Annotated in this window: 17 protein-coding genes; 6 read left to right on the top strand and 11 right to left on the bottom strand. The window is 62.6% G+C overall.

Annotation, left to right across the window (positions count from 1 at the left end):
• Window positions 1-42: 42 nt before the first annotated feature.
• The 9 genes from ACQRBT_RS23345 to ACQRBT_RS23305 all read right to left on the bottom strand — a co-directional run bounded on the left by ACQRBT_RS23345 (window position 43) and on the right by ACQRBT_RS23305 (window position 13,005).
• A complete protein-coding gene (locus ACQRBT_RS23345) occupies window positions 43-2,457 on the bottom strand; it encodes a TonB-dependent receptor plug domain-containing protein (RefSeq protein WP_412045973.1) in 2,415 nt (804 codons plus the stop codon).
• A gap of 376 nt (window positions 2,458-2,833) precedes the next feature.
• The gene (locus ACQRBT_RS23340) at window positions 2,834-4,246 is read right to left on the bottom strand and encodes an aldehyde dehydrogenase family protein (protein ID WP_412045974.1); all 1,413 of its coding nucleotides are present in this window, start codon (window positions 4,244-4,246) and stop codon (window positions 2,834-2,836) included.
• A gap of 4 nt (window positions 4,247-4,250) precedes the next feature.
• Window positions 4,251-5,300 (bottom strand): homoserine dehydrogenase, encoded by a 1,050-nt coding sequence (locus ACQRBT_RS23335; RefSeq protein WP_104993562.1) that lies wholly within the window; start codon window positions 5,298-5,300, stop codon window positions 4,251-4,253.
• Between the two features lie 177 nt (window positions 5,301-5,477).
• A complete protein-coding gene (locus ACQRBT_RS23330; protein WP_060752834.1) occupies window positions 5,478-5,915 on the bottom strand; it encodes an Lrp/AsnC family transcriptional regulator in 438 nt (145 codons plus the stop codon).
• A 22-nt stretch (window positions 5,916-5,937) separates the two neighbouring features.
• Window positions 5,938-7,317, bottom strand: coding sequence for a threonine synthase (gene thrC, locus ACQRBT_RS23325; RefSeq protein ID WP_412045975.1), 1,380 nt, complete (start codon window positions 7,315-7,317; stop codon window positions 5,938-5,940).
• Between the two features lie 16 nt (window positions 7,318-7,333).
• On the bottom strand, window positions 7,334-8,224 hold the full coding sequence (locus ACQRBT_RS23320; protein WP_060752836.1) for a LysR substrate-binding domain-containing protein: 891 nt from the start codon (window positions 8,222-8,224) through the stop codon (window positions 7,334-7,336).
• Between the two features lie 56 nt (window positions 8,225-8,280).
• Complete coding sequence (locus tag ACQRBT_RS23315) at window positions 8,281-9,711, bottom strand: amino acid permease (protein ID WP_060752837.1); 1,431 nt, start codon at window positions 9,709-9,711, stop codon at window positions 8,281-8,283.
• A 111-nt stretch (window positions 9,712-9,822) separates the two neighbouring features.
• Window positions 9,823-11,079: a cystathionine gamma-synthase family protein gene (locus ACQRBT_RS23310; RefSeq protein ID WP_412045976.1), complete on the bottom strand. Its 1,257-nt coding sequence runs from the start codon at window positions 11,077-11,079 to the stop codon at window positions 9,823-9,825.
• 168 nt (window positions 11,080-11,247) lie between these two features.
• Window positions 11,248-13,005 (bottom strand): sigma 54-interacting transcriptional regulator, encoded by a 1,758-nt coding sequence (locus ACQRBT_RS23305; protein ID WP_412045977.1) that lies wholly within the window; start codon window positions 13,003-13,005, stop codon window positions 11,248-11,250.
• A gap of 269 nt (window positions 13,006-13,274) precedes the next feature.
• On the opposite strand from ACQRBT_RS23305, the gene ACQRBT_RS23300 reads away from it, so the two are divergent.
• From ACQRBT_RS23300 to ACQRBT_RS23290, 3 genes are all read left to right on the top strand, one after another.
• Window positions 13,275-14,750: a benzaldehyde dehydrogenase gene (locus tag ACQRBT_RS23300; RefSeq protein ID WP_412045978.1), complete on the top strand. Its 1,476-nt coding sequence runs from the start codon at window positions 13,275-13,277 to the stop codon at window positions 14,748-14,750.
• Window positions 14,751-14,794: 44 nt separating this feature from the next.
• Window positions 14,795-15,562: a coniferyl-alcohol dehydrogenase gene (locus ACQRBT_RS23295; RefSeq protein ID WP_412045979.1), complete on the top strand. Its 768-nt coding sequence runs from the start codon at window positions 14,795-14,797 to the stop codon at window positions 15,560-15,562.
• Between the two features lie 81 nt (window positions 15,563-15,643).
• Window positions 15,644-16,591: a SphA family protein gene (locus tag ACQRBT_RS23290; RefSeq protein ID WP_104993566.1), complete on the top strand. Its 948-nt coding sequence runs from the start codon at window positions 15,644-15,646 to the stop codon at window positions 16,589-16,591.
• Here ACQRBT_RS23290 and mhpT read toward each other — a convergent pair.
• The gene (gene mhpT / locus ACQRBT_RS23285; RefSeq protein WP_104993567.1) at window positions 16,569-17,801 is read right to left on the bottom strand and encodes a 3-(3-hydroxy-phenyl)propionate transporter MhpT; all 1,233 of its coding nucleotides are present in this window, start codon (window positions 17,799-17,801) and stop codon (window positions 16,569-16,571) included. The two genes, ACQRBT_RS23290 and mhpT, sit on opposite strands and share 23 nt — an antisense overlap.
• Before the next feature lie 305 nt (window positions 17,802-18,106).
• Here mhpT and ACQRBT_RS23280 point away from each other — a divergent pair, with 305 nt between their 5' ends.
• Complete coding sequence (locus ACQRBT_RS23280; protein WP_412045980.1) at window positions 18,107-19,423, top strand: OprD family porin; 1,317 nt, start codon at window positions 18,107-18,109, stop codon at window positions 19,421-19,423.
• Window position 19,424: 1 nt separating this feature from the next.
• Here the strand turns inward: ACQRBT_RS23280 and ACQRBT_RS23275 are convergent, their stop codons facing one another.
• Window positions 19,425-19,916: a MarR family winged helix-turn-helix transcriptional regulator gene (locus ACQRBT_RS23275; protein WP_412045981.1), complete on the bottom strand. Its 492-nt coding sequence runs from the start codon at window positions 19,914-19,916 to the stop codon at window positions 19,425-19,427.
• Window positions 19,917-20,129: 213 nt separating this feature from the next.
• On the opposite strand from ACQRBT_RS23275, the gene ACQRBT_RS23270 reads away from it, so the two are divergent.
• Both ACQRBT_RS23270 and ACQRBT_RS23265 read left to right on the top strand, forming a co-directional pair.
• Window positions 20,130-20,960: a p-hydroxycinnamoyl CoA hydratase/lyase gene (locus tag ACQRBT_RS23270; RefSeq protein WP_412045982.1), complete on the top strand. Its 831-nt coding sequence runs from the start codon at window positions 20,130-20,132 to the stop codon at window positions 20,958-20,960.
• A 77-nt stretch (window positions 20,961-21,037) separates the two neighbouring features.
• On the top strand, window positions 21,038-22,486 hold the full coding sequence (locus ACQRBT_RS23265; protein ID WP_412045983.1) for an aldehyde dehydrogenase: 1,449 nt from the start codon (window positions 21,038-21,040) through the stop codon (window positions 22,484-22,486).
• Window positions 22,487-22,490 lie beyond the last annotated feature (4 nt).

The following is a 22,490-nucleotide window of genomic DNA, read 5'->3' as shown; positions in this document are numbered from 1 at the left end:
GGTTGCCCTCGTGTGGCGTTTCGGGTGCGTGCAAGGTGCGGATCAGAAGTCGTAGGCCAGCTTGGTGTACCAGTAGCCGCCTCCCGGGTAGAACGGCGGGTTGCCGTAGGGCGCCAGGCCCAGGTTGCTGTAGACGGCATGCCGGTCGGGGCGCACGTCAAAGATGTTGGTACCGCCGAGGCTGACGGTGAGGTGGTCGACGAAGGTGTAGCTCACGTCCAGGTCCGTGATCCATTTGGCGCCAAAGCTGCGATCACCTGTGGGGTTCACTGCCAGGGTCTTGACCGCGCCGTAGCGACTGGTTTGCAGGGTGACGGCCAGGTCCTCAACTTTCCAGTTGGCCCCCAGGATCCATTTGGTCTTGGGTGTGGCATCGGTGAGGTCGCCTTCGCGATCGCGGCCCACCAGGGTCACGCCGGAGTTGGCCAGCGCGCCGGGCGTGTCGCGGGCGCCTTCGATGGTGGTCTTGTTCCAGTTGAAACCCAGGCTCCAGCGCACATCGCCCCAGGCATCCAGCGGCGTGGTGTGATCGGCGACTACATCCAGGCCACGGGTGCGGGTGTCGAAGGCGTTGGTGTAGTAGTTGACCCAGGTGCCGGTGGGAACGCCCTGGGCTTTGAGGATCGCGTTGATCGCGCCATTGCCGCGGTCGTAGATATTGCTGGTCAGGGCGATGCGGTCATCGATGTCGATCAGGTAGGCATCGGCCGTGATGCTGGTACGCGGCGCCGGTTGCCAGGTCAGGCCGAGGCCGAGGTTGCGCGACTTTTCCGGTTTGAGGTCATCGCCACCCAGGGCTTTGGCCAGGTTGCTGCCGGCCGGGGTCAGTCGGGTCACGGCGGGCACCACGTTGCCATTCGCGTCGGTGGCCACCCGGTTGTCCGCCACGGTGTAGCCGATTTGCGTCAGCGACGGCGCCCGAAAGCCGGTGCCAACGGTGCCGCGCACGGCCACGGTATCGGTCAGATCAAAGCGTGAGTTCACCTTCAGGCCGAAGGTGTTGCCCGAATCGTCGTCGTAATGCTCAACCCGCCCAGCCACGTCGAGGAACCAACGCTCGGTCAGGTCAAAGCCCAAGTCCAGGTAGCCGGCATAGTTGTTACGGATCAGGCTGACTTCATCTTCCGGTCGGATCGTCACCGCCGCCTGCGCACCTGAAGCGGCCGGGTAGGTGCCTGTGATATACGCGGCAGGTTCGCCGGCGAAGGTACTGAAATGTTCCCAGCGATGCTCAAGGCCAGCTGACACCTGCACCGGCAGGGTCAGGCTGAACAGGCTGTCGTAGCGTCGGGTGACGTCAAGATTGTTGACCCATTGCTCGAAACGGAAGGTCGCCAGGTTGTCGAATCGGGTCGGTGACGCAGTACCCAGCGACGGGTTGATATTCAGGTCGCTGGCGTGGTGGACGTTGTTGCGCCCGTAGGTGGTGCTCAGGTCCCAGTTCCACTCGGCCAGTTGGCCCTTGCCCCCGAAGAGTAACTGGTAGTCGCGGTCCTTGATGTTGTTGAGCGGGTAGTAGCCGTTGGGGAATACTTCAGGCACGGCAGCGGCGCCGGTGGGCAGGCGAAAGTAGTTGGCCGCCTCGGCATCGCGCTCGCCATAGGTGGAGAACGAATACAGCGTCAAGTCTTCCAGGGGCAGTTCGGCGTTGTAGGCCAGGTTGAACGCCTTGAGGTCGGGATCGCCGTTCTTGATTGCCACGCGATCCCACGCGGCTTCTTTGGCCTGATCGTTGAACGCCCTGACGCTGCTGTCTGCCTTGTCGTTCCACGCGGCGCTGCCGCGTTTGCGAGCATCTGCGGAGAAGTGGAAAAAGCCGCCGTCACCGAGTTTGAAACCCTGATCGCCGGCCACCTTGATAGTTTCACCCTGCCCGGAAAACAACTGGCCGTAGCTGGTTTCCAAGTGCCCGCCGTTGTCGGTGGCCTTGAGGATGATATTGATCACCCCAGCCACTGCATCCGAACCGTACTGAGCGGCCGCGCTGTCTTTGAGCACCTCGATATGGTCCACCGCGCTGACCGGGATCAGGTCGATGTCCACGGCATTCGCACCGCTGTTGTCGATAGAACCACGCTGGCCGGTGGCGCCGTTGTGCCGGCGCTTGCCGTTGACCAGCACCAGGGTGTAAGCCGGTCCCAGGCTACGGTTGCTCAGGGGGCGCGTCACCGAGTTGTAGCCGGCGATGTTGGTGCCGAAATTGAACGAGGGCAGCAGCTTGGCAATCGCCTCCGACAGTTCGGCGCGACCGGTCTTGAGCAACTGTTCGTTGTTGATCACATCAATCGGTGCCGGGCTGTCCGCCACCGTTCGCGCCTGGCCGCGCAGGCCGGTGGAAATCACGGTGACGGTATCGAGTTTGGCCTCCTCGGCGAAGGAGGGCGCCGCTGCCAGCAGGAGGGAACTGGTCAACAATGACAGGTGGAACTTAGGAATGGGAAAGACAATGTCCGGCATATCGAGCGAGGTCCCTTGAGCCTGGTTCAGGCTCCCGATGGTCGAAGGTACGTCCTCCACCAGGTATGGGGTCGGTCTGTGATATGAAGATATTCCTATAAAAAAGCTCAGTGAAAGTCTTTTTTAGAATAAGCTAATTATTAGATATTGTTATTTTGAGATTTTTTAAGATTCTCTATTTTTATGATGTTGCGGCGGTCTCGGTCACGTTGTTGCTGCTGCTTGGACCGTTCGTGGGGTGGGCCTCGTCTCATGAGGCGTCGGAACGAGGTGCCCGGATCGATTGTTGTCTGGGCGCTGGGCAGATAAACCGCATTGGGCAGGCGCCCAGCCCCGCCCAATGCCTCACTACCCGATTGGGCCGTGCTTGAAGCGATCAAGTCAGCGTGTTCAAGCACACCACCTTGGGCTGGGTCATTTCTTCATAGGCGAAACGCACCCCCTCGCGGCCCAGGCTGCCGTATTTGGAGCCGCCAAACGGCATCGCATCGAAGCGATAGTCGGAAGAGTCATTGACCATCACGCCACCGGCTTCGATCCGACGTGCGGCGCTCATGGCCGTGGCCAGGTCGCGGGTAAAGATCCCGGCGTGGAGGCTGTACTCGGGTTCGTTGGCCAGCGCGATGGCTTCATCGAAGGATTCAAAACTCTGCAACACCACCACCGGCGCGAAGACCTCGTTGCGCCAGAGCTGGCTGGCGTGATCGACGTTTTCCAGGACGGTGGCGGCGTAGCAGGCGCCCTGGCGTCGATGCCCGCAAAGCAACGTAGCGCCTTGGGCCAATGCTTCAGCGACCACACGCTCGGCATTCTGCGCGGCTTGTTGAGTGATCATCGGGCCGATATCGGTGTTGGCGAGCATTGGGTCGCCGACCACCAAGGCTTCGGTTTGGCTGACGAAACGCGCGCGGAACGCTGCGTAAATGGACGCATGCACCAACAGCCGCTGGGTGCCGATGCAGTTCTGTCCCGCGGCCCAGAACGCGCCGGACACGCAACTCGCCACGGTGGCCTCAAGGTCGCAGTCAGCCATGACGATCACCGGTGCATTGCCGCCAAGGTCCATTGCGAGTTTCTTCAAGCCTGCAGTGCGGGCAATCTGCTCGCCGGTGACAAAGCCTCCGGTAAAGGAAATCATGCGCACCTCTCGCGCCGCCACCAGCGCCTTGCCCAGCTCCGCGCCGCCGGTGGCCAGCGTGACCACGGATTCGGGCAAGCCGGCTTCGACCAGGTACGACACCAGTTTGATCGCCGATAACGGCGCCAGCTCCGAGGGTTTGAGAATCACCGCATTGCCGCCGGCAATGGCCGGGCCGAGCTTATGCGCCACGAGATTCAATGGGTCGTTGTACGGCGTGATAGCGACGATTAAACCGAGCGGCTCACGGGAGAACCAGCCCTGGCGCGACGCCGAGCCTTCATAGGCATCAAAGGGGATCACCTCGCCGGCGTTACGCTTGGCCTCTTCGGCGGACAGCTTGAGGGTGTTGACGCAACGCTTGACCTCTTTTTCGGCCTGCTTGAGGGTCTTGCCGGCTTCCTCGACGATCAGTCGGGCAAATGCCTGGGCATCGCGCTCCACGTGCAAGGCGGCCTGTTCGAGAATCTGCGCCCGGCGATGACGCGGCAACCCCGCGCACGCCTGCACGCCGTCGCGGCCCTGCGCCAGCAACTGCGGTACCTGCGAGGCACACACCTCGGCGACGCTGTCGATCAGCGTACCGTTGTAAGGGTTGAGGATTTGGATCTGCGGTGCCACGACGGCCCGGGCCAGGTTCGATACGTTCATGCGCTTACTCCCGGTTCTGTGCCGCAGCCTGATGCAGGCTGATGATGTCTGACAGCAGCGCGAAGGCGGTTTCCGTACGCCCGGCGCCAGGCCCCGACACTGTCACCGTGCCGATCAGGTCGGTGTTGAACGACACCGCGTTGGTGGCTCCGCCGATGCTGGCCAACGGATGCGCGTTGTCCAGCAGGCGCGGTTCGACGCTGGCACTGACCGAACCGTCGGCCTGGCGTGTGGCGGCGCCGATCAACTTCCAGCGTGCATTGTTCTGGCGGGCCTGGTCGATGTCGTCCAGCGTGAGGGTACTGATACCGCGGCAGCGCACATCGCTGACATTGAGCTTTGCATCCAGCAGTTCGTTGGCCAGGATCACCACTTTGAGGCGCACGTCATGGCCCTCGACATCCGCCGTCGGGTCGGCTTCGGCATACCCCAGCGCCTGGGCCTGCTCGACCGCTTCGGTAAAACCCAGGCCACTCTCCATGCGGGTCAGGACGAAGTTGGACGTGCCGTTGAGAATGCCCTCGAAACCGTTGATCGTGCTGCCCGCCAGCAACTGCCTGGCCAGGCGAATCACCGGGGTGCCACTCATGACCGAACCTTCATATTCAAAGGCCACGTGATTGCGCTGGGCCAGGGCTTTCAATTGAGCACCGTGCAGGGCAATCGGCCCTTTGTTGGTGGTCACTACGTGCTTGGCGCTTTCCAGCGCCCAGCGACAGAAGGACGTCGCCGGTTCGCCATCCACCGGGTTGGTGAATGTCGCCTCCGCGATGATGTCCGCGCCGGAGTCCTTGATCACCACCTCGTTGAGCGCCAAGGCGCTGCCACCCGGTAGTTGCGCCAGGGCGCCCTTGACCGCCGGCAGACCTGCCAGCAAGGCCGCATCCAGCCCTTGACGATTGATCAGCGAACCGAGGAACAGGTCGGTGACGCCGACGATTTTCAGGCTGAAGCCCAGTTCGGTTTTCCAGCGTTCATTGCGCTCGGCAATCAATTGCGCCAGGGCACGATTGACGCCGCCAAAGCCGACCAGCGCGAGTTTATATTCAGTCATTTTTTTATTGCCCTTGATCTGGATGAGGTGGGGTAGGGCTCTAGATTAGGGGCGCGCCCAGGGCAGTGAAATATGCCGATTTGCTCTATTTCATGGGCGTTTTGACCAAGGGAGGGCGCGCATGACCGGCATAAAAAAAGCCAACCGCAGTTGACTTTTTTCCACGCAAAAAACGGCTCAGACGACTGAGGATAAAACGAACGAAGTCACCGTGTTTTCCACGCCCGCCAGTGCCGAAATCTGATTCCACACCTGATGCACCCGCTGCGGGCTGGTTGCGCTGACGCGCAACATCAGGTCGAACTCGCCGCTCATGACATCGCACTGGGTCACTTCAGGGATCGCGCGCAGGGCCTGCAAGACGTCTTCCCCGCGCATGCGGTCATAGCGATAGACGAAAATCACTGCGTTGATCTGTGAGGCGGCGTGTCGTCCATCGCCCGTGAGGACGGTATAGCCGAGGATCGCACCGTCGCGTTCCAGCCGTTCGATCCGTTGGCGCACGGCGTTGCGCGACAGGTTGACCTTGGCCGCCAGCTCGGCGTGGGCCGCCCGTGCGTTAAGCCGCAGCTCGGCGATGATGCGTTCATCGAGAGGGTCCAGGATGCGCTTCATGGGGCCTCCACTGGCCACGCGTTCAAAGCGTGTCGAGCACGTTAAGAAGGGGGGTGATGTCATCGGGGGCGACCCGATGGCACGGTGGGTGTACCGGTGGCTCGCCCTGGTTGGCCGGCTGCGGGAGGCCGATCCCCAGTTCGGCGAGCAACGCCGCCGATTTGACCGGGGAAATTTCCCCCAGCGTGACCATCGGCGCCACCAGGCTGCGACGGTACAGGCGAGCGGCAATCACGCCGGTGGCCGTGTGCGGGTCGACAACGTAGCCGGTGTCGCGATGCAGTGCGGTCATCTCATTCAGGGTTTCCTCATCGCTGACGGCGTAGGAGTCAATGATCATCCGTGCACGTAACCAGCATTCGTTGGCGAGGGTGATCTCGCCGTGGGTTTCCAGCTCGAGCATCAACGCGCTGACCGCCTGGTGGTCATGCTCATACACTTCCCAGAGGAACCGCTCCAGGTTGGAGAACGTCGACAGGTCCATCGCCGGTGACCGGGTCTTGTTGGCGCGCAGCCTGGAATAATGGTTCTTCAGGAACAACTGGTGCAGGGCATCGTTGGTATTGGTGGCGACGATAATCTGAGTGATGGGCAAGCCCATTTTCTGCGCCACGTAGCCTGCATAAACTTCGGCGAAACTCGCCGCCGGCACGCTGAAACCGATCGGCCGCTGACCGCCGCCCAATTGCAGCACCGCGTGGAAATACATCACCAGTTGCGCCAGCACATTGACCCAGTTGCTGGAGTTGAAACTGATCGCCTCGTACTGGGGGCACGGCCACTGTCTGAACAGCCGGCTCACAATGCCCTGGCACTCGTCGAAGCTGCCGTCGACCGCAAACAGATGCACATTGGGCCGTGCCGCCGCCCACAGTGCGTGCAACTGATGCGGCGGCACCCCGCGCTCCGGGTAAAGCACTACCAGATGGGCCTCGTCACAATCGTTGAACGCCTCGATCGCCGCCAGGCCGGTATCGCCGTTGGTGGCGCCGAGCATCACTGCACGTCGGGCGCGGCGTTGCAGAAAGTACTGCACCAATTGCGCCTGCAATTGCGCGGCAAAATCCTTCGAGGAGCGGGTCGGGCCGTGGAACAGCTCCAATACCCATTCATTGCGGTCGACCTGATGCAAAGGCGCGACGGCCCGGTGCTGGAAACGGCGGCTGGCGTCTTTGAGCAGGCGCTTGAGATCCGGCTCGGGAATGGCGTCCCCAATGAACGGACGCAAGATCCGATACGCCAATTCGTCATAGGGCAAGGTTGACCAGTTCGCGATGTCCTGGGTTTCGAATTGCGGCAGGTCCAGGGGGACGAACAGCCCGCCGTCGTCGGCAATACCGGACAATACGACCCTTTCGAAGTCGACCCGTACGGCGGCGTTTCGGGTACTCACATAGTGCATGCTTGGGCTCCGGCCACTACTTGTATCGGTGTGCCTGCTCGACCAGCCAGGTGGAAAACATCACGGCGTCGGGATGCTCGTCGGCGCCTGAACCGCGTACCAGATAAAACGATTCGCTGGCTTCGATACGCTGGTCGAAGGGTGCGACCAGGCGCCCGTCCTCAAGCATTTCGTCGACCATCGAGGAGCGTGCCAGGGCGATCCCTTGCCCCAGCTCCGCCATGCGCAAGGTCGAGATCAGCGTGTCGAACTGCAGGCCGCACGACGAATCGACGGCGTCCGCGCCGACCATCTTCAACCAGTAGCCCCAACCTTCTTCGTAGCCCAGCACATGCAGCAGTGTGTGCTGGGCCACGTCCTCGGCCGCATTCAGTGGTGAACGTGCGATCAGGGCGGGCGAGCACACTGGAAACAAGGTGTCCCAGGTCAGGCGCTGCGAAACCAGGCCGGGCCATTGACCATGGCCCCAGCGAATCTCCATATCGTCCTCGCCATCTAGCTCCTTGACCCAGATATTGCTGATGTAGCGGATATCCACCTGCGGATGGTCCTGACGAAAACCCACCAGCTTGGGCGCCAGCCAGTGCACGAAAAACGCCAGGCTGCCGCGCACTTTGATTGGCCGGCGTTTGTGCTGGCCAAAGATCTCATTGGTGCCGACGGCCAGGCGGGTGATCGCATCCTGTACCACCGGCAGGTAGGCCTGGCCTTCTTCGGTCAGGCCCAGGCCACGTGGTAACCGCTTGAACAGCGCCACCCCCAGATGGCTTTCCAACTGCCGGATCTGCTGGCTGACGGCCCCCTGGGTCAAGCACAGTTCGTCAGCGGCGTGAGTGAAGTTCAGGCATCGAGCGGACACCTCGAAGGCCCGCAGCCAATTCAACGGCGGGAGTGGCTTTTGCTTCATGATCTGTCCCTTATCGACGCTGTGCCGAGCACGCTGGACCACACCGTCGAGCGTGCCTAGAACGCATCGGACGGTCGAACCGTGGAGGCGAGCGACAGGCGTCGCTCGCGGCTATTGCGGGTAATGTAATACACGAAGTAGCACCAGGCGATGAAGGGCACGCCGAAGTACAGCGCGACCCGCTGCTCGGGGTCGAACGCGATGCCTACACACGCCAGCGCGCAGCACACCAACGCGCCCAGCGGAACCCAGGGGTAACCGCGCACCCGGAACTTGAGGTCGCGCACATCGCCGCCGTTGGCCACATACTGGCGGCGAAAGGCGATCTGGCTCGCGGCAATGCTCATCCACACCACCACAACCGCCAACCCGGAGATGGAAACCAGCGCCAAGTACACGGTGTCGGCTGCGAACACGCTGCTGAGCAGGGAGGCGCCGCCACCGACCATGCTCAACACAATCGCATTCAAGGGCGTGCCCATGCGGGTCAGCTGGGAGAACTGCTTGGGCAGATGGCCCTGGTCGCTCAAGGTCCAGAGCATCCGCGAGGCGGCGTACAGCCCGGAGTTGGCGGCCGACAACAGCGCAGTGATGATCACAAAGTTCATGATGTCGGCGGAGTAGGGGATGCCGATATAGGTGAATACGGTCACGAAGGGGCTTTCCACCAAACCGGCCTGTTCGCGGGGCAGCAGGGTTGCCAGGACGAAAATCGTGCCGACGAAAAAGATCGCCAGGCGCAGCACGGTGGTGCGGATGGCCCGTGGCACATTGCGTTGGGGGTCTTTGGTTTCACCGGCGGCGATACCGATCAGCTCGGTGCCCGAGAAGGCGAACGACACGGCCAGCAAGGTCATGGCAATCGACATGAAACCGGTCGGGAACAGGCCCTCACGGGTGAAGTTACCCAGGCCGATGCTGTGGGCCTGATCGATATTGAGCAGGCCGAGAATGGCGCCGCCGCCGATCACAAGAAACACCACCACCGTCACGACTTTGATCAGCGACAACCAGAACTCGGTTTCGGCAAACAAACGCACCGACACCACGTTGGTGAAAAACACCGCGCCGGCGAACAGCGCACTCCAGATCCATACCGGCGTGTCGGGGAACCAGCGCGTCATCAGGATACCGGCAGCGGTGAATTCCGAACCGATGGCCACGGTCCATGTCAGCCAATACAGCCATGCCACGGTATAGCCGGTGCCCGGGCCGAGAAACCGCGTCGAGTAACTGCTGAACGAGCCGGTTTCAGGCATCTGCACCGCCAATTCGCCCAGGCACATCATCACCATGTAGACCATGAGCGCGCCAATGACGTAGGCGATGACCGCGCCGAGAGGACCTGCCTGGTTAACGGTATATCCAGAGGTCAGGAACAGCCCGGTGCCGATCACGCCACCGAGTGCGAGCATGACGATATGGCGGGTCTGCATTTCCTGTTTGAATCCGGCACGCGTGTTGAGTTTTTCTTCTTTTGTGGACATGGTTGTTCTCATGAAAGTTGTTAGGGCAGGTCGGAACGTTGCCGCTAAGTCTTATTATTATTCCTCTTCATGAAACGCCTCACAGACGGCCCTGTCGTGAGGTTTGAAACGTCAGCTCGCGACTTCGGCGCAGTTGCTCTGTGGGCTGTTTTTCTCGCGCAGGCCGCGCACAAAGGCGAACGCCTGCTTCAAATCATCCAGCAGATCATCGGTGTCCTCGATACCGACCGAGACCCGCACCAACCCTTCCGAGATCCCCAGCGCCAGCCGTTCCTCCAGCGTGTTTTCCACATGACTGGTGGTGCGGGCCGGGCCGTAAATGGTTTCCACCGCACCGAGGTTGCCGGCGCAATGCGCAAAGCGCAGGCGTGGCAATAGCAGCTTGACCGTGTCCATGCCGCCGACCAGTACAAAACTGACGATGGCGCCGAAGCCAGCCATTTGCGCGCAGGCCACTGCGTGGTTCGGATGCCCGGGCAGGCCGGGATAATTGACGGATGACACCAAGGGTTCGGTGCACAAGAATTCCGCCAGGGCACGAGCGCTGCGCTGCTGTTGACGCATGCGCAGTACCAGGGTTTTCATGCCGCGAATGATCAGGTAGGCCGAGAACGGGTCGAGTGACGCACCGTTGATTTCGCGGTAATGCCGAACCTTGGCCATCAACGATTCCTGGCCGCAGACCAGGCCGCCCAGCACATCACCGTGACCGCTTAGGAACTTGGTGGCGCTGTGAATGACCACGTCCACCCCCAGCGCCAGCGGGCTCTGATTCAGTGGCGTGGCGAAGGTGTTGTCGGCCACGACCAAGGCGCCGACGCGTTTGGCCGCCGCGACCAGCCGTTGGATATCGAGGATTTTCAGGGTCGGGTTGGTGGGCGTTTCCAGGTACACCACCTGACAGCCTTTGGCGATTTCGCGCTCGATCTGCTCATGATCGAACGTCTCGCACAGCGTGACCGCCACGCCCATGCGCGGCAGGAACTCTTCGAAAATCTTGTTGGTGCCGCCATAGCTGTCCTTGGTGGAGACCACGCGGTCGCCATGAGCCAGGAAGGTGTAAAGCACGCTGCTGATCGCCGCCATACCGCTGCTGAAGGCAACGGCGGATTCGGCCATTTCCAACTCGCCGATCTTGGCTTCGAGGATCTCGACCGTCGGGTTGCTCATGCGGCTGTAGATGAAGCCCTGGGCTTTGCCCAATGCTACGTCATACCACACATCGATGTCGTCGTAGCCATACGCGGCGCTGGCCACGATCGGGGTTTGGGTAGCGTTGTAGGGGTGCCTGACTTGCTCCCCGCCCCAGACCGCCCGGGTCCCGGCGCCCGCATTATCAAGTCCTGTGCTGTCAGGTTTTTTGTTCATTGAGATACTCGCACTGAGGGGTGAACGTTGAGTCATTCACACAGATAGTGCGAGCCAATATAGGGATTGGCGGCGTCCCCGAGAAACGATGTTATCGGTGCCAAAGGGCTGCTTTTTTTAATGGGTGGAGCTGGAGCAGCTCGATAATTCTGAGGTCGGTCTGCGCGCTCACGGGGTTTGCCGCTGATGTTTCTTCAACCGATAGGCAAATTGGGCACGGCTGAGCCCAACGCGTCTGGCCGCCGCGGCCAGGTTGCCGGCGTTCTGCTGCAGCGCCTCCTGGATCAGGCGTGCTTCGAGCCCTTCGATGGAAAACCCCTGGTCGAGTTGGCCCAGGGTGTCCAGCAGCACAGGGGGGCTGGCCGGCGCAGTGTTTGACAGGCTGCCGTGGTGGTCCAGGCCATAGGCATCCGCCGGCAGCGGTTCGTTGCGAAACAGATGCACCAGATCAATCGCTTGGCCCTCGTCACTGGCGATCAGGCCGCGCTCGATCAGGTTTTGCAGCTCACGCACATTGCCCGCGAAATCGTAACGCAGCAGCACCTTCAGCGCGCGCATGGTCAGGCCGGCGGGTGTCCGCGCGTATTCCTGGCAGAAGCGCGTCAGGAACGCATTGATCAACAGCGGAATGTCATCCCGGCGCTCACGCAGCGGCGGCAGGGCGATGGGGTAGACATTCAGGCGGTAGAACAGGTCTTCGCGAAACGAGCCGTCGGCCACCGCCTTGCGCAAGTCGATATTGGTCGCGGCCACCACCCGCACGTCCACCGTGATGCCGCGCACGCCGCCGACCCGTTCGATCTCGCGCTCCTGCAACGCCCGCAGCAGTTTGCTTTGCCCCGCCAGGCTGAGGCTGGTGATTTCATCCAGGAACAGGGTGCCGCCCTGGGCCCGCTCGAAACGCCCGGGACGCGAGTGGGTGGCGCCGGTGTAGGCGCCACGCTCGACCCCGAAGAGTTCGGCTTCGATCAGGTTATCCGGGATGGCCGCGCAATTGAGCGCGACGAATGGGCTGTCACGGCGGCCGCTGAGTTGGTGCAGCTGGCGTGCGAACATCTCCTTGCCGACGCCGGACTCACCGCTGATCAGCACCGTGGCGGGGGTCAGCGCGACGCGTTGCAAGGCTTGCATCGCGGCGTTGAACGCTGCACTGGCACCCACCAGCGGTTGTGCCTGGCTGACCCCGGCAGGGCTGCCTGCCGGGCTATGGCGCAGCGGGGCGGCGGCGGGGCCGGTGACGGCCTGGGACACATTCAGGTAGCGCAAGTCCTGCTCGGCGTCGCCCCATTGCTCGACCGTCTTGCCGAGCACCCTGCAACTGCGGTGGCCCATGCCACGGCACTCGACTTCACGGAATACCACCAGTTGCCCGAACAGGCCACTGACGAAGCCCGTGGCATACCCGGTCTCCGTCCAGCACACCGGATCCTGGCCGACACCGTAGGCGCGCACATGCTCGTCGGCCTCGCAGGAGTGGTGCCAGAGAAACTCGCCTTCATAGAACCCCGAGTCGGCGTCGAACTTGAAGTACAGGGGTTCGACCTTGGTCATGCCTTCCAGGGTGTGCAAGTGCGTCCCGGCCCGGAACACGGCGGCGGCATCGGCCTGTGGCCAGCGCTCGCGTATCAGGCGCGCATCGCGCGCGCCGCAGGCATAACCGGTGCGGGTAAACAGGCCGCGCGCCTGCTCCAGCCCAAGGCGCTCGATGACTTCCCCACGCAGGGCGCCGAAGGCGGAGCTGTGCAGCAGCAACATGCGTTGGTCGTTGAGCCAGATCCGCCCGTCTTCGGGAGAGAAAAACAGGCAGTCGGTCAGCTCCGCAGGCGTGGGTGAGCTGCTGTCGCTGAGTTGTCGGCTGTCGCCGCGCGGATGATAGTGCGCGGCGCTCGCGCGGTCGTCGGGCTGCGTGCTTTGGGGATTAGTCATTGTTATGCCCCTGCAAGGCGAGTGATCGATATGAGTCACTGCTCAGATAGTTATTAAACATAACCTTATCAATTGAACAAGTGGCGCGGTGGTGGTTTTTGCAGTTGAGCGGTGGAGCACCGCAACGCGGCGCGTGAAAGGCCCCGATCCAGAGCCTTCGACGGTTTATGTCAGCGGGGTCTCGTGCAAGCGGCACAGCCTTTGCTCAAGGCTTGATGCGGCGTCTGCACCCGTGCAGGCGATGACAATTACAAGAACCGGGAGTTGCCATGTCTGTGTCTGAAACCACCCACCTGTTACAACGGGCCATCGAGTCCGAATGCCTGTTCAACGGCGATTGGGAGCCCGCTTCGGGAGCCGTGATCCCCGTGATCGAACCTGCCACCGGCGAACCGCTGATGCACTGCTCCATGGCCAGCCCGGCCGACATCGCCGTGGCCAGCCGCAGCGCGGCCCTGGCCCAACCGGCCTGGGCCGCGCTCGGCCCACGGGAGCGCGCCGAGGTGTTTCGCAAGGCGGCCGAGGTGGCCCGACGGTCATTCGCCGAACTGGCGCTGTATGTCGCCCGGGAAACCGGCGCCGCGCTGTTCAAGGGCGAGCACGAAGTGCGCGAAGCGATCGTGCTGCTGCATCAGGCGGCGGGCTTGCTGTCCCAACCCCACGGCGTGGTGCTGCCCAGCGCGGCGGGGCGCTTGTCCTATGCACGGCGCCAGCCCCATGGTGTGGTCGGGGTGATTTCCCCGTTCAACTTTCCCTTGGTGCTGTCGCTGCGTTCGGTGGCACCGGCCCTGGCGGCGGGCAACGCGGTGGTGCTCAAGCCCGATCCGCAGACCCCGGTCAGCGGTGGTTTTCTGATCGCCCGGCTGTTCGAAGAAGCGGGCTTGCCCAAGGGTTTGCTGCATGTGTTGCCCGGCGCCGCAGCGGCAGGTGAGGCGCTGTGCCGCGACCCCAACGTGCGGATGATCGCGTTTACCGGCTCCACGGCAGCGGGGCGCAAAGTCGCCGAGGTGGCTGGCCGGCACCTGAAAAAAGTCGCGCTGGAACTGGGCGGCAAGAACCCGTTGATCATTCTCGAAGACGCCGACCTCGACCTGGCCGCCAGCAATGCCGCCTGGGGGGCATGGCTGCACCAGGGGCAAATCTGCATGGCGACCGGGTTGGTGCTGGTGCATGAGTCCATCGCCGCCAGCCTGACACGCAAGTTGGTGGACAAGGCCCGTGCGCTGACCGTGGGCAACGCTGCGCGCGGTGAAGCCGCGCTCGGCCCCTTGATCAACCTGCGCCAATTGCAGCGCGTGCGCGAGATCGTCAACGACAGCCTGCAGGCGGGCGCAAAGCTGGAGGCGGGCGGCGATTATGACCAGTTGTTTTACCAGCCCACGGTGCTCAGTGGCGTACGGCCGGGCATGCGCGCCTTTGAAGAGGAAATTTTCGGCCCGGTGGCGACGGTGGTCAGCTTTGCCACGGATGAGGAGGCCATCGAGCTGGCCAACCGCACCGAGTACGGGCTTTCGGCGGCCATCCTCTCGCCCTCGGTGGGGCGCGCCATGGCCATCGGCGAGCGGCTGGACTGCGGCCTGCTGCATATCAACGACCAGACCGTGGCGGATGAGTGCAGCAACCCTTTCGGTGGGCGCGGCGCGTCGGGCAATGGCGGCAGCGTTGGCGGGCCGGCTGATTGGGACGAATACAGCCAATGGCAATGGGTCACCGTAAAAAACACGCCGCCGGCCTATCCCTTCTGAGCCTTGGCTCGCGCCTGCCTACACAACAATAAGAGGGCTTGAACATGCACCTGTACAACAAAACCTTGATCGTCACCGGCGTCGCGTCGGGCATTGGAGCGGAAGTGGCGCGATTGGCGCGCTTCCAGGGCGCCACGGTACTGGGCGTCGATCGCCATGAACCGCAGTTGACGCTGGCTGGATTTTTTCATGCCGACCTGAGCGATCCCGCGAGCATCGACGCGCTGGTGGCGCGCCTGCCGACGCGGGTTGACGCGCTGTGCAACATTGCCGGTGTGCCCGGTACGGCGCCGGTGCAAACGGTGGCGGAGGTCAATTACCTGGGGTTGCGCCATCTCACCCAAGCGCTGCTGCCACGCATGCCGGCGGGCGGCAGCATCGTCAACGTCGCCTCGGTGCTCGGCGCGCAGTGGCCGCAGCGCCTGGCGTTGCACAAAGCGCTGGCCGCCACCGAGAGCTTCAGGACCGGGCAGCAGTGGCTGGCGGCCAATCCGGTGGAGCAGGACACCTGCTATCAGTACTTCAAGGAGGCGCTGATCGTCTGGAGCGCACAGCAATCCCAAGCCTGGTTTCGCGATCACGGGGTGCGTATCAACTGTGTCGCGCCAGGGCCGGTGTTCACCCCGATTCTGGGGGATTTCGTCAGCATGCTCGGGCCAGAGCGGGTGGCCGAGGACAGCCAGCGCATGACCCGCCCGGCCTTGGCTGATGAGGTGGCCTCAGTGATCGCGTTCCTTTGCTCGGACGCGGCGCGTTGGGTCAGCGGGGTCAATCTGCCGGTGGATGGCGGGTTGGCCGCCACTTACCTGTAGGCATCGCCACAGCGTTGCACCCCGGTGCGGCAGCGCCGTGCCGGGGGTCTTGAACAACAACAAAAATACAGGACATACAAGATGCTCAAGCCTATCTTGCGGCCGGTTGCGGCCGTGACATGGGTCGCGTTGTCAGCGACCGCTCATGCTTACGACTTACCCGGCCTGAACCTTGGGACCACCAGCTTCTATGACGGCTCACCCGCGCCTGCCGGACCCGGTTGGTACCTGGAGGAATACCTCACGTACTCGCGTGCGAGCCGCTTCAATGATGCCCATGGCAACAAGCTCGCGTTGCCCCGGCAGGACCTGGAAGTGGTGGCGCCCACCACGCAGATCATCTACGTCGGCCAGCCCCTGGCCAATGGCGCGATGCCAGGATTTACCCTGATCAATACCTCCCTGGCCCATGTGTCGGTGGAGGATGGCTTGAACAACGCGGCACTCAGTTCCCGGGCCGGGTTTGGCGATGTCACGCTGGGCGCGTTCCTGCAACTGCCGACAGTAACCCGAGCCGATGGCAGCCCGTGGTTGACCCAGCGGGTCGAGGCGGATGTGACGGTGCCGGTGGGCGCTTACGACCGCAATCGCTCGATCAACCCCGGCAGCCATTTCTGGTCATTCAACCCCTACTACGCGGCGACATACTGGTTCAGCCCCAAGTGGTCGGCGAGTGGGCGTTTCATGTACCTGTGGAATGGCAAGAATGATCAGCCGCAGGCAGGCTTTGGAGATGCCTCCAGCACCCAGGCCGGGCAGGCACTGCATGCCAACCTGACGCTGCAGTACGCCATCGACGCGCAATTGAGCCTGGGCTTGAATGGCTACTGGTTGAAGCAGATCACCGACACCAAGGTGGATGGGCATGCGGTGAGTGGGCGTCGAGAAAAGGTCTGGGCCATCGGCCCGGGCATGATGTACGCGTTCAACAAGGAAAATATCCTGTCGGTGAACGCGTACTTCGAGCAACAGGCGCAAAACCGCACCCAGGGCAACAAGCTGGTGTTTAACTGGCTGCACCGGTTTTAGCGGCGGGGGTGCCAGGCAGGCCCGGTGGCGCCGCACGTAGCATCACGCTGATGATGGTGAGTGCGGCGATCACCACGCCGGGGGACGTCGCCAACAGCACGCCGGGAGTGCCGGCGCCTGCCGCGAGGAGTTGCCCGGCCGCCAGCGGCCCGGCCACCGAGCCCAGCCGGCCGATAGCCACGGCCGCCCCCACGCCGGTCGCACGCACGGCGGTGGGGTAGGCGGGTGGGGCGCTGGCATACAGCACCAATTGGGCGGCCATCACGAACAACCCGGCGGCAAAGCCGGCAATGGCCATGGGCACAATCCCCACCGACAGGCCGACCCCGGCCAGTGCGGCGAGCAACCCGGTGTACACGCACAGCACCACTTTCAGCGCGTTGCAGCGGTCCAGCAGCACCCCGCCCAGCAGCGAGCCAAGGGCGCCGCCGATATTGAAGAGCATCTGCACCAAGCCCGCCTGGGGTTTGCTGAAGCCCTGGCCCATCAGCAACGAAGGCAGCCAGTTGAGCAGCATGTACATCACGGTCAGGGTGAAGAAGTAACTGAACCATAACGCCAGGGTCGTGCGTGCGCGCCCTTCGCCGAACAGTGCCTCGCCGGTGGAGGGGCGCAGGCTGCGGGCTTGCCCGGACTGTTGGCGAAAGGCATTGGATTCAGGCAGCAGCCAGATCATCAGCGGCACGGCCAGCAAGGGCGCCAGGCCACCGATGATAAACGTGGTTTGCCAGTGTTCACTGGAAAACATCGCCACCACGGCGGCCAGTGCGCCGCCCAGTGGCACGCCGCAGTACATGACGCTGATCGCGGTGCCACGCTTGCCTTCGCTGACCGCCTCGGCACACAGCGCGATCAGGTTGGGCAGCGCGGCGCCCAGGCCCAGGCCGGTGAGAAAGCGCACCAGCAACAGGCTCCAATAGCTTTCGACAAACGCAGTACTCAGGGAAAACAGCCCGAACAGCAGTACGGCACTGACCAGGATTTTCTTGCGGCCGATGCGGTCGGCGACCCAGCCACCGAAGAACGCCCCCGGCAGCAAGCCAATGATGCCGACGCTGAAGACCCAGCCGAGCATTTTCGGGTCCAGCGCAAAACTCTGCCGCAACCCGGCGGCAGCGGTGCCGGCGGCCTGCAGATCGAAACCCTCGATCAGCGCAACGATAAAGCACAACGCGATAGTCAGCGTCGAACGACGCGATGGACTGTCCATGGGCAAACCTCATTGTTGTTTTTGTTGTGGTGCGAGCCGATCGGCTGCTGACGATTAAGATAACAAATATAACTAAAAAAACTACGACGGCGAACCTGCCGCAGATATCGACCAACAAGCCCTCTATCTCAGTCGTTTGCGCTGGGAACACATGGGGTAGATGAAAATAGATAGGTTTATTAACGTTCGATTATCGGTCAGTCGCGGTTGACGAGTGCCTCTAGCTGTTTCCATTCTCTGTTGGCGAAGCCGGTTGGCCGAGCGCGTGTCACCCCAAAAACAACAACAAAAAATGGACATCGAACATGCAAAAACTCCCCACGGGCGCTGTCGCGGCGGCCTGCTGTGTGTCGTACCGCACGCCACGCCTGATCAGTGCGCTGCTGCTGTTGAGTGTTCTGCCCACCTCGTCGTGGGCGGCGGGGTTTATCGACGACAGTCATGCCACCCTGACGCTACGCAACTACTACCTGGACCGTGACTACAAGGACGATGGCGCCAAGACCGCCGCCCGCGAATGGGCGCAGGCGTTTATCCTCAACCTGGAATCGGGGTACACCCCAGGTATCGTGGGCTTTGGCCTGGATATGCGCGGGCTGATGGGGGTCAAGCTCGACTCTTCGCCAGACCGCAGCGGCACTGAGTTATTGCCGGTATCGGCCAGCGACAAGCGTGCTGCCGATGAATATTCGCGGCTGGCGCCGACCGCCAAGTTGCGGTTTGCCCAAACCACGGTGAAGGCCGGCGACGTGTCGATCTTTCTGCCGTTCGCCTTTGCCAGCCCGTCGCGCCTGCTGCCGCAGACCTTTCGCGGCACGACCTTGAGTTCCAAGGATATCGACGGGCTGACCCTGAATACCGGCTACATCGACCGTATCAACAAGCGCGATTCCACCGACTACCAGGCCATGACGATCGCCTCGCCCAACCGCCGGTTCAACGCCACCGCAACCACCTCGCACCTGGCGTACCTGGGCGGCGATTACCAGGTCAATAAAGACCTCAGCCTGCGGATTTATCACGCGCAAGTGGCGGACCTCTACCAGCAGGACACCTTCGCGCTGCTGCATAACCTGCCAGTGGGCGACGGGGTACTGACCAGCGATCTGCGCAGTTTTTTCAGCCGCGAGGACGGCAGCGCCAAGGCCGGCAAGGTGGGCAACCGCAACCTCTCGGCGCTGTTCGGCTATCGCCTCGGCGGGCATCGTTTCAGCCTGGGCTACATGCACTCCAGCGGCGACACGGCCACGCCCTATATCTCGGGTACCGAGCTGATGGGCATGAGCGAACTGACCATGAGTTCGGACTTTCTCAACGCCAAGGAACGCACCTGGCAGGCGATCTACGACTATGACTTTGCGGCCTCAGGCTTGCCGGGCCTGAAGAGCCGGTTGCGGTATGTGCGTGGCGACAATATCGAATTGACGGCCTTCAATGCCCAAGACCGCAAGGAGCGTGAGTTCCAGATGGAACTGGGCTACGTGATCCAGAGTGGCCCGTTGAAGAACGTCGGGCTGATGGCGCGCAAGTCGATCTACCGCAACGACTTCCCCGGTGGCGCCGCGTTTCGCGATGAAAACCAGACACGCTTCCTGGTGCTCTACACCGTGGCGCTCTGGTAGGTCAGCCGTCCTGGTACACCTTCTTGAGCAGGCGCAGCAGCTCTGCACGCTCTTCGGCGTCAAGGGCGGCGGTGGCGTCCAGGTCGCTCTGGGCGGCGATGTCCTTGAGTTCTTTGAGCAGGATTTCGCCAGGCTTGCTCAAGAAAATCCCATAGGAGCGCTTGTCCGGTTTGCAGCGCACGCGCACGGCCAGGGCGCGGCTTTCCAGTTTGTTCAGCAAGGGCACGACCTGCGGTGGCTCGATGGCCAGGGCGCGTGCCAGGTCGGCCTGCATCAACCCGGGGTTCTGCTCGATGATCGCCAGGGCCGAGAACTGGGCGGGGCGCAGGTCATGCTCGGACAGCCGGCCGATCAGGTTCTGGAACAGCTTGAGCTGGGCACGGCGCAGGGCATAACCGATCAGATCGTCCAGCGCTGAATCCAGCGGCGGCCGTGCCTCGTCGTTGTCGGGCGGGGCCTGGCGGGCGGCGGCGAGGGTGGAGGGCTTGGCCATTGGCAATGCAATCCTCAGGAAATGGAGGTTAAGAAGGCTATCTAGTTTGCCGGGGTTGACGCGCCCTGGCTACGACAGCTTTTCAAGTCGTAGGAAAAAACGCTGGTCACACCTTGAGAAATATTGGTTATTCAAATTAATAGTTAATTGACATAACCATATTTGCGGTTTAATTTCGAATCCATCTTCACACCAGAACAAGAGCATACCGCCATGAGCAATTACGAAGGCCGTTGGACCACTGTCAAGGTTGAGATCGAGCAAGGCATCGCCTGGGTCATTCTCAATCGCCCGGAAAAACGCAACGCGATGAGCCCGACCCTCAACCGGGAAATGATCGACGTGCTGGAAACCCTGGAGCAGGACCCGGCCGCCGGTGTGCTGGTGCTGACGGGCGCCGGTGAAGCCTGGACCGCAGGCATGGACCTCAAGGAATACTTTCGCGAAGTGGATGCCGGCCCGGAAATCCTCCAGGAAAAAATCCGCCGTGAAGCCTCGCAATGGCAATGGAAGCTGCTGCGCATGTACGCCAAACCGACCATCGCCATGGTCAACGGCTGGTGCTTCGGCGGTGGTTTCAGCCCGCTGGTGGCCTGCGATCTGGCGATCTGCGCCGATGAAGCGACCTTCGGTCTCTCGGAAATCAACTGGGGCATCCCACCGGGCAACCTGGTCAGCAAGGCCATGGCCGACACCGTGGGCCATCGTCAATCGCTGTATTACATCATGACCGGCAAGACCTTCGGCGGGCAGAAGGCCGCTGAAATGGGCCTGGTCAACGAGTGCGTGCCGTTGGCGCAACTGCGCGACGTCACCATTGAGCTGGCGCGCAACCTGCTGGAGAAAAACCCGGTGGTGCTGCGCGCGGCCAAGCATGGTTTCAAGCGTTGCCGCGAACTGACCTGGGAGCAGAACGAAGATTACCTCTACGCCAAGCTCGATCAGTCACGCTTGCTCGACACCGAAGGCGGACGCGAGCAGGGCATGAAGCAATTCCTCGACGACAAGAGCATCAAGCCGGGCCTGCAGGCGTATAAACGCTGACGTGTGCGGCCTGCGGGCCGCATTGCCGTCACCCTGCTTGAACGAATTCCCGATAAAGATAATAAAGAGGAATCACCATGCTGGACGTGCCCCTATTGATTGGCGGCCAGTCGTGCCCCGCCCGCGACGGTCGAACCTTCGAGCGTTGCAACCCGGTGACCGGTGCCGTAGTTTCGCGGGTAGCCGCCGCCACCCTGGAAGATGCCGACGCCGCGGTGGCGGCGGCCCAGGCCGCGTTTCCCGTCTGGGCTGCGCTGGCGCCCAACGAACGTCGCACCCGCCTGCTCAAGGCCGCCGAGCAATTGCAGGCGCGTAGCGCTGAATTTATCGCCGCGGCCGGTGAGACCGGCGCCATGGCTAACTGGTATGGCTTTAACGTGCGCCTGGCGGCCAACATCCTGCGCGAAGCCGCGTCGATGACCACCCAGATCACCGGCGAAGTCATCCCCTCCGATGTGCCTGGCAGCTTTGCCATGGCCCTGCGCCAACCGTGCGGCGTGGTACTGGGCATCGCGCCCTGGAATGCTCCGGTTATTCTCGCCACTCGCGCCATTGCCATGCCGCTGGCGTGCGGCAACACCGTGGTACTCAAGGCTTCCGAGTTAAGCCCGGCGGTACACCGGCTGATCGGCCAGGTGTTGCAGGACGCCGGCCTGGGCGATGGCGTGGTCAATGTCATCAGCAATGCGCCGGCGGATGCGGCCGCGATTGTCGAGCGGCTGATCGCCAACCCGGCGGTGCGGCGAGTCAATTTCACCGGTTCGACCCATGTCGGGCGGATTGTCGGCGAACTCTGCGCTCGCCATCTCAAACCGGCGCTGCTGGAATTGGGCGGCAAGGCGCCGTTGCTGGTGCTCGATGACGCCGACCTGGACGCTGCGGTAGCGGCTGCAGCCTTCGGCGCGTATTTCAATCAGGGGCAGATCTGCATGTCCACCGAACGCCTGATTGTCGATGCCAAGGTCGCCGATGCCTTTACCGCCAAGCTGGCGGCCAAACTCGAAACCCTGCGCGCCGGTGACCCTGCCGCGCCGGATTCGGTGCTGGGTTCGCTGGTGGATGTCGGCGCCGGCACGCGCATCAAGGCACTGATCGACGATGCCCTGAGCCAGGGCGCACGCCTGGTGGCCGGCGGGCAATTGGACGGCAGCATCCTGCAGCCGACCCTGATCGAGGGTGTCACCGAACACATGCGGCTCTACCGCGAAGAGTCCTTCGGCCCGGTGGCGGTGTTGCTGCGCGCTGACGGTGACGAAGCGCTGCTGCGCCTGGCCAACGATTCCGAGTTCGGTTTGTCGGCGGCGATCTTCAGCCGCGACACCGGACGTGCCCTGGCGCTTGCGCAACGGGTGGAATCCGGCATTTGCCATATCAACGGCCCGACGGTGCATGACGAGGCACAGATGCCCTTTGGTGGCGTCAAGTCCAGCGGTTATGGCAGCTTTGGCGGCAAAGCCTCCATCGAACACTTCACGCAATTGCGCTGGGTGACGTTGCAGAACGGGCCACGGCACTACCCGATCTGAGTCC

Source organism: Pseudomonas sp. R19M, assembly GCF_050312585.1.
Taxonomy (GTDB): domain Bacteria; phylum Pseudomonadota; class Gammaproteobacteria; order Pseudomonadales; family Pseudomonadaceae; genus Aquipseudomonas; species Aquipseudomonas palleroniana.
The sequence above is the reverse complement of the archived record's forward strand: the minus strand, read 5'-3'. Positions and strand labels throughout refer to the sequence as shown.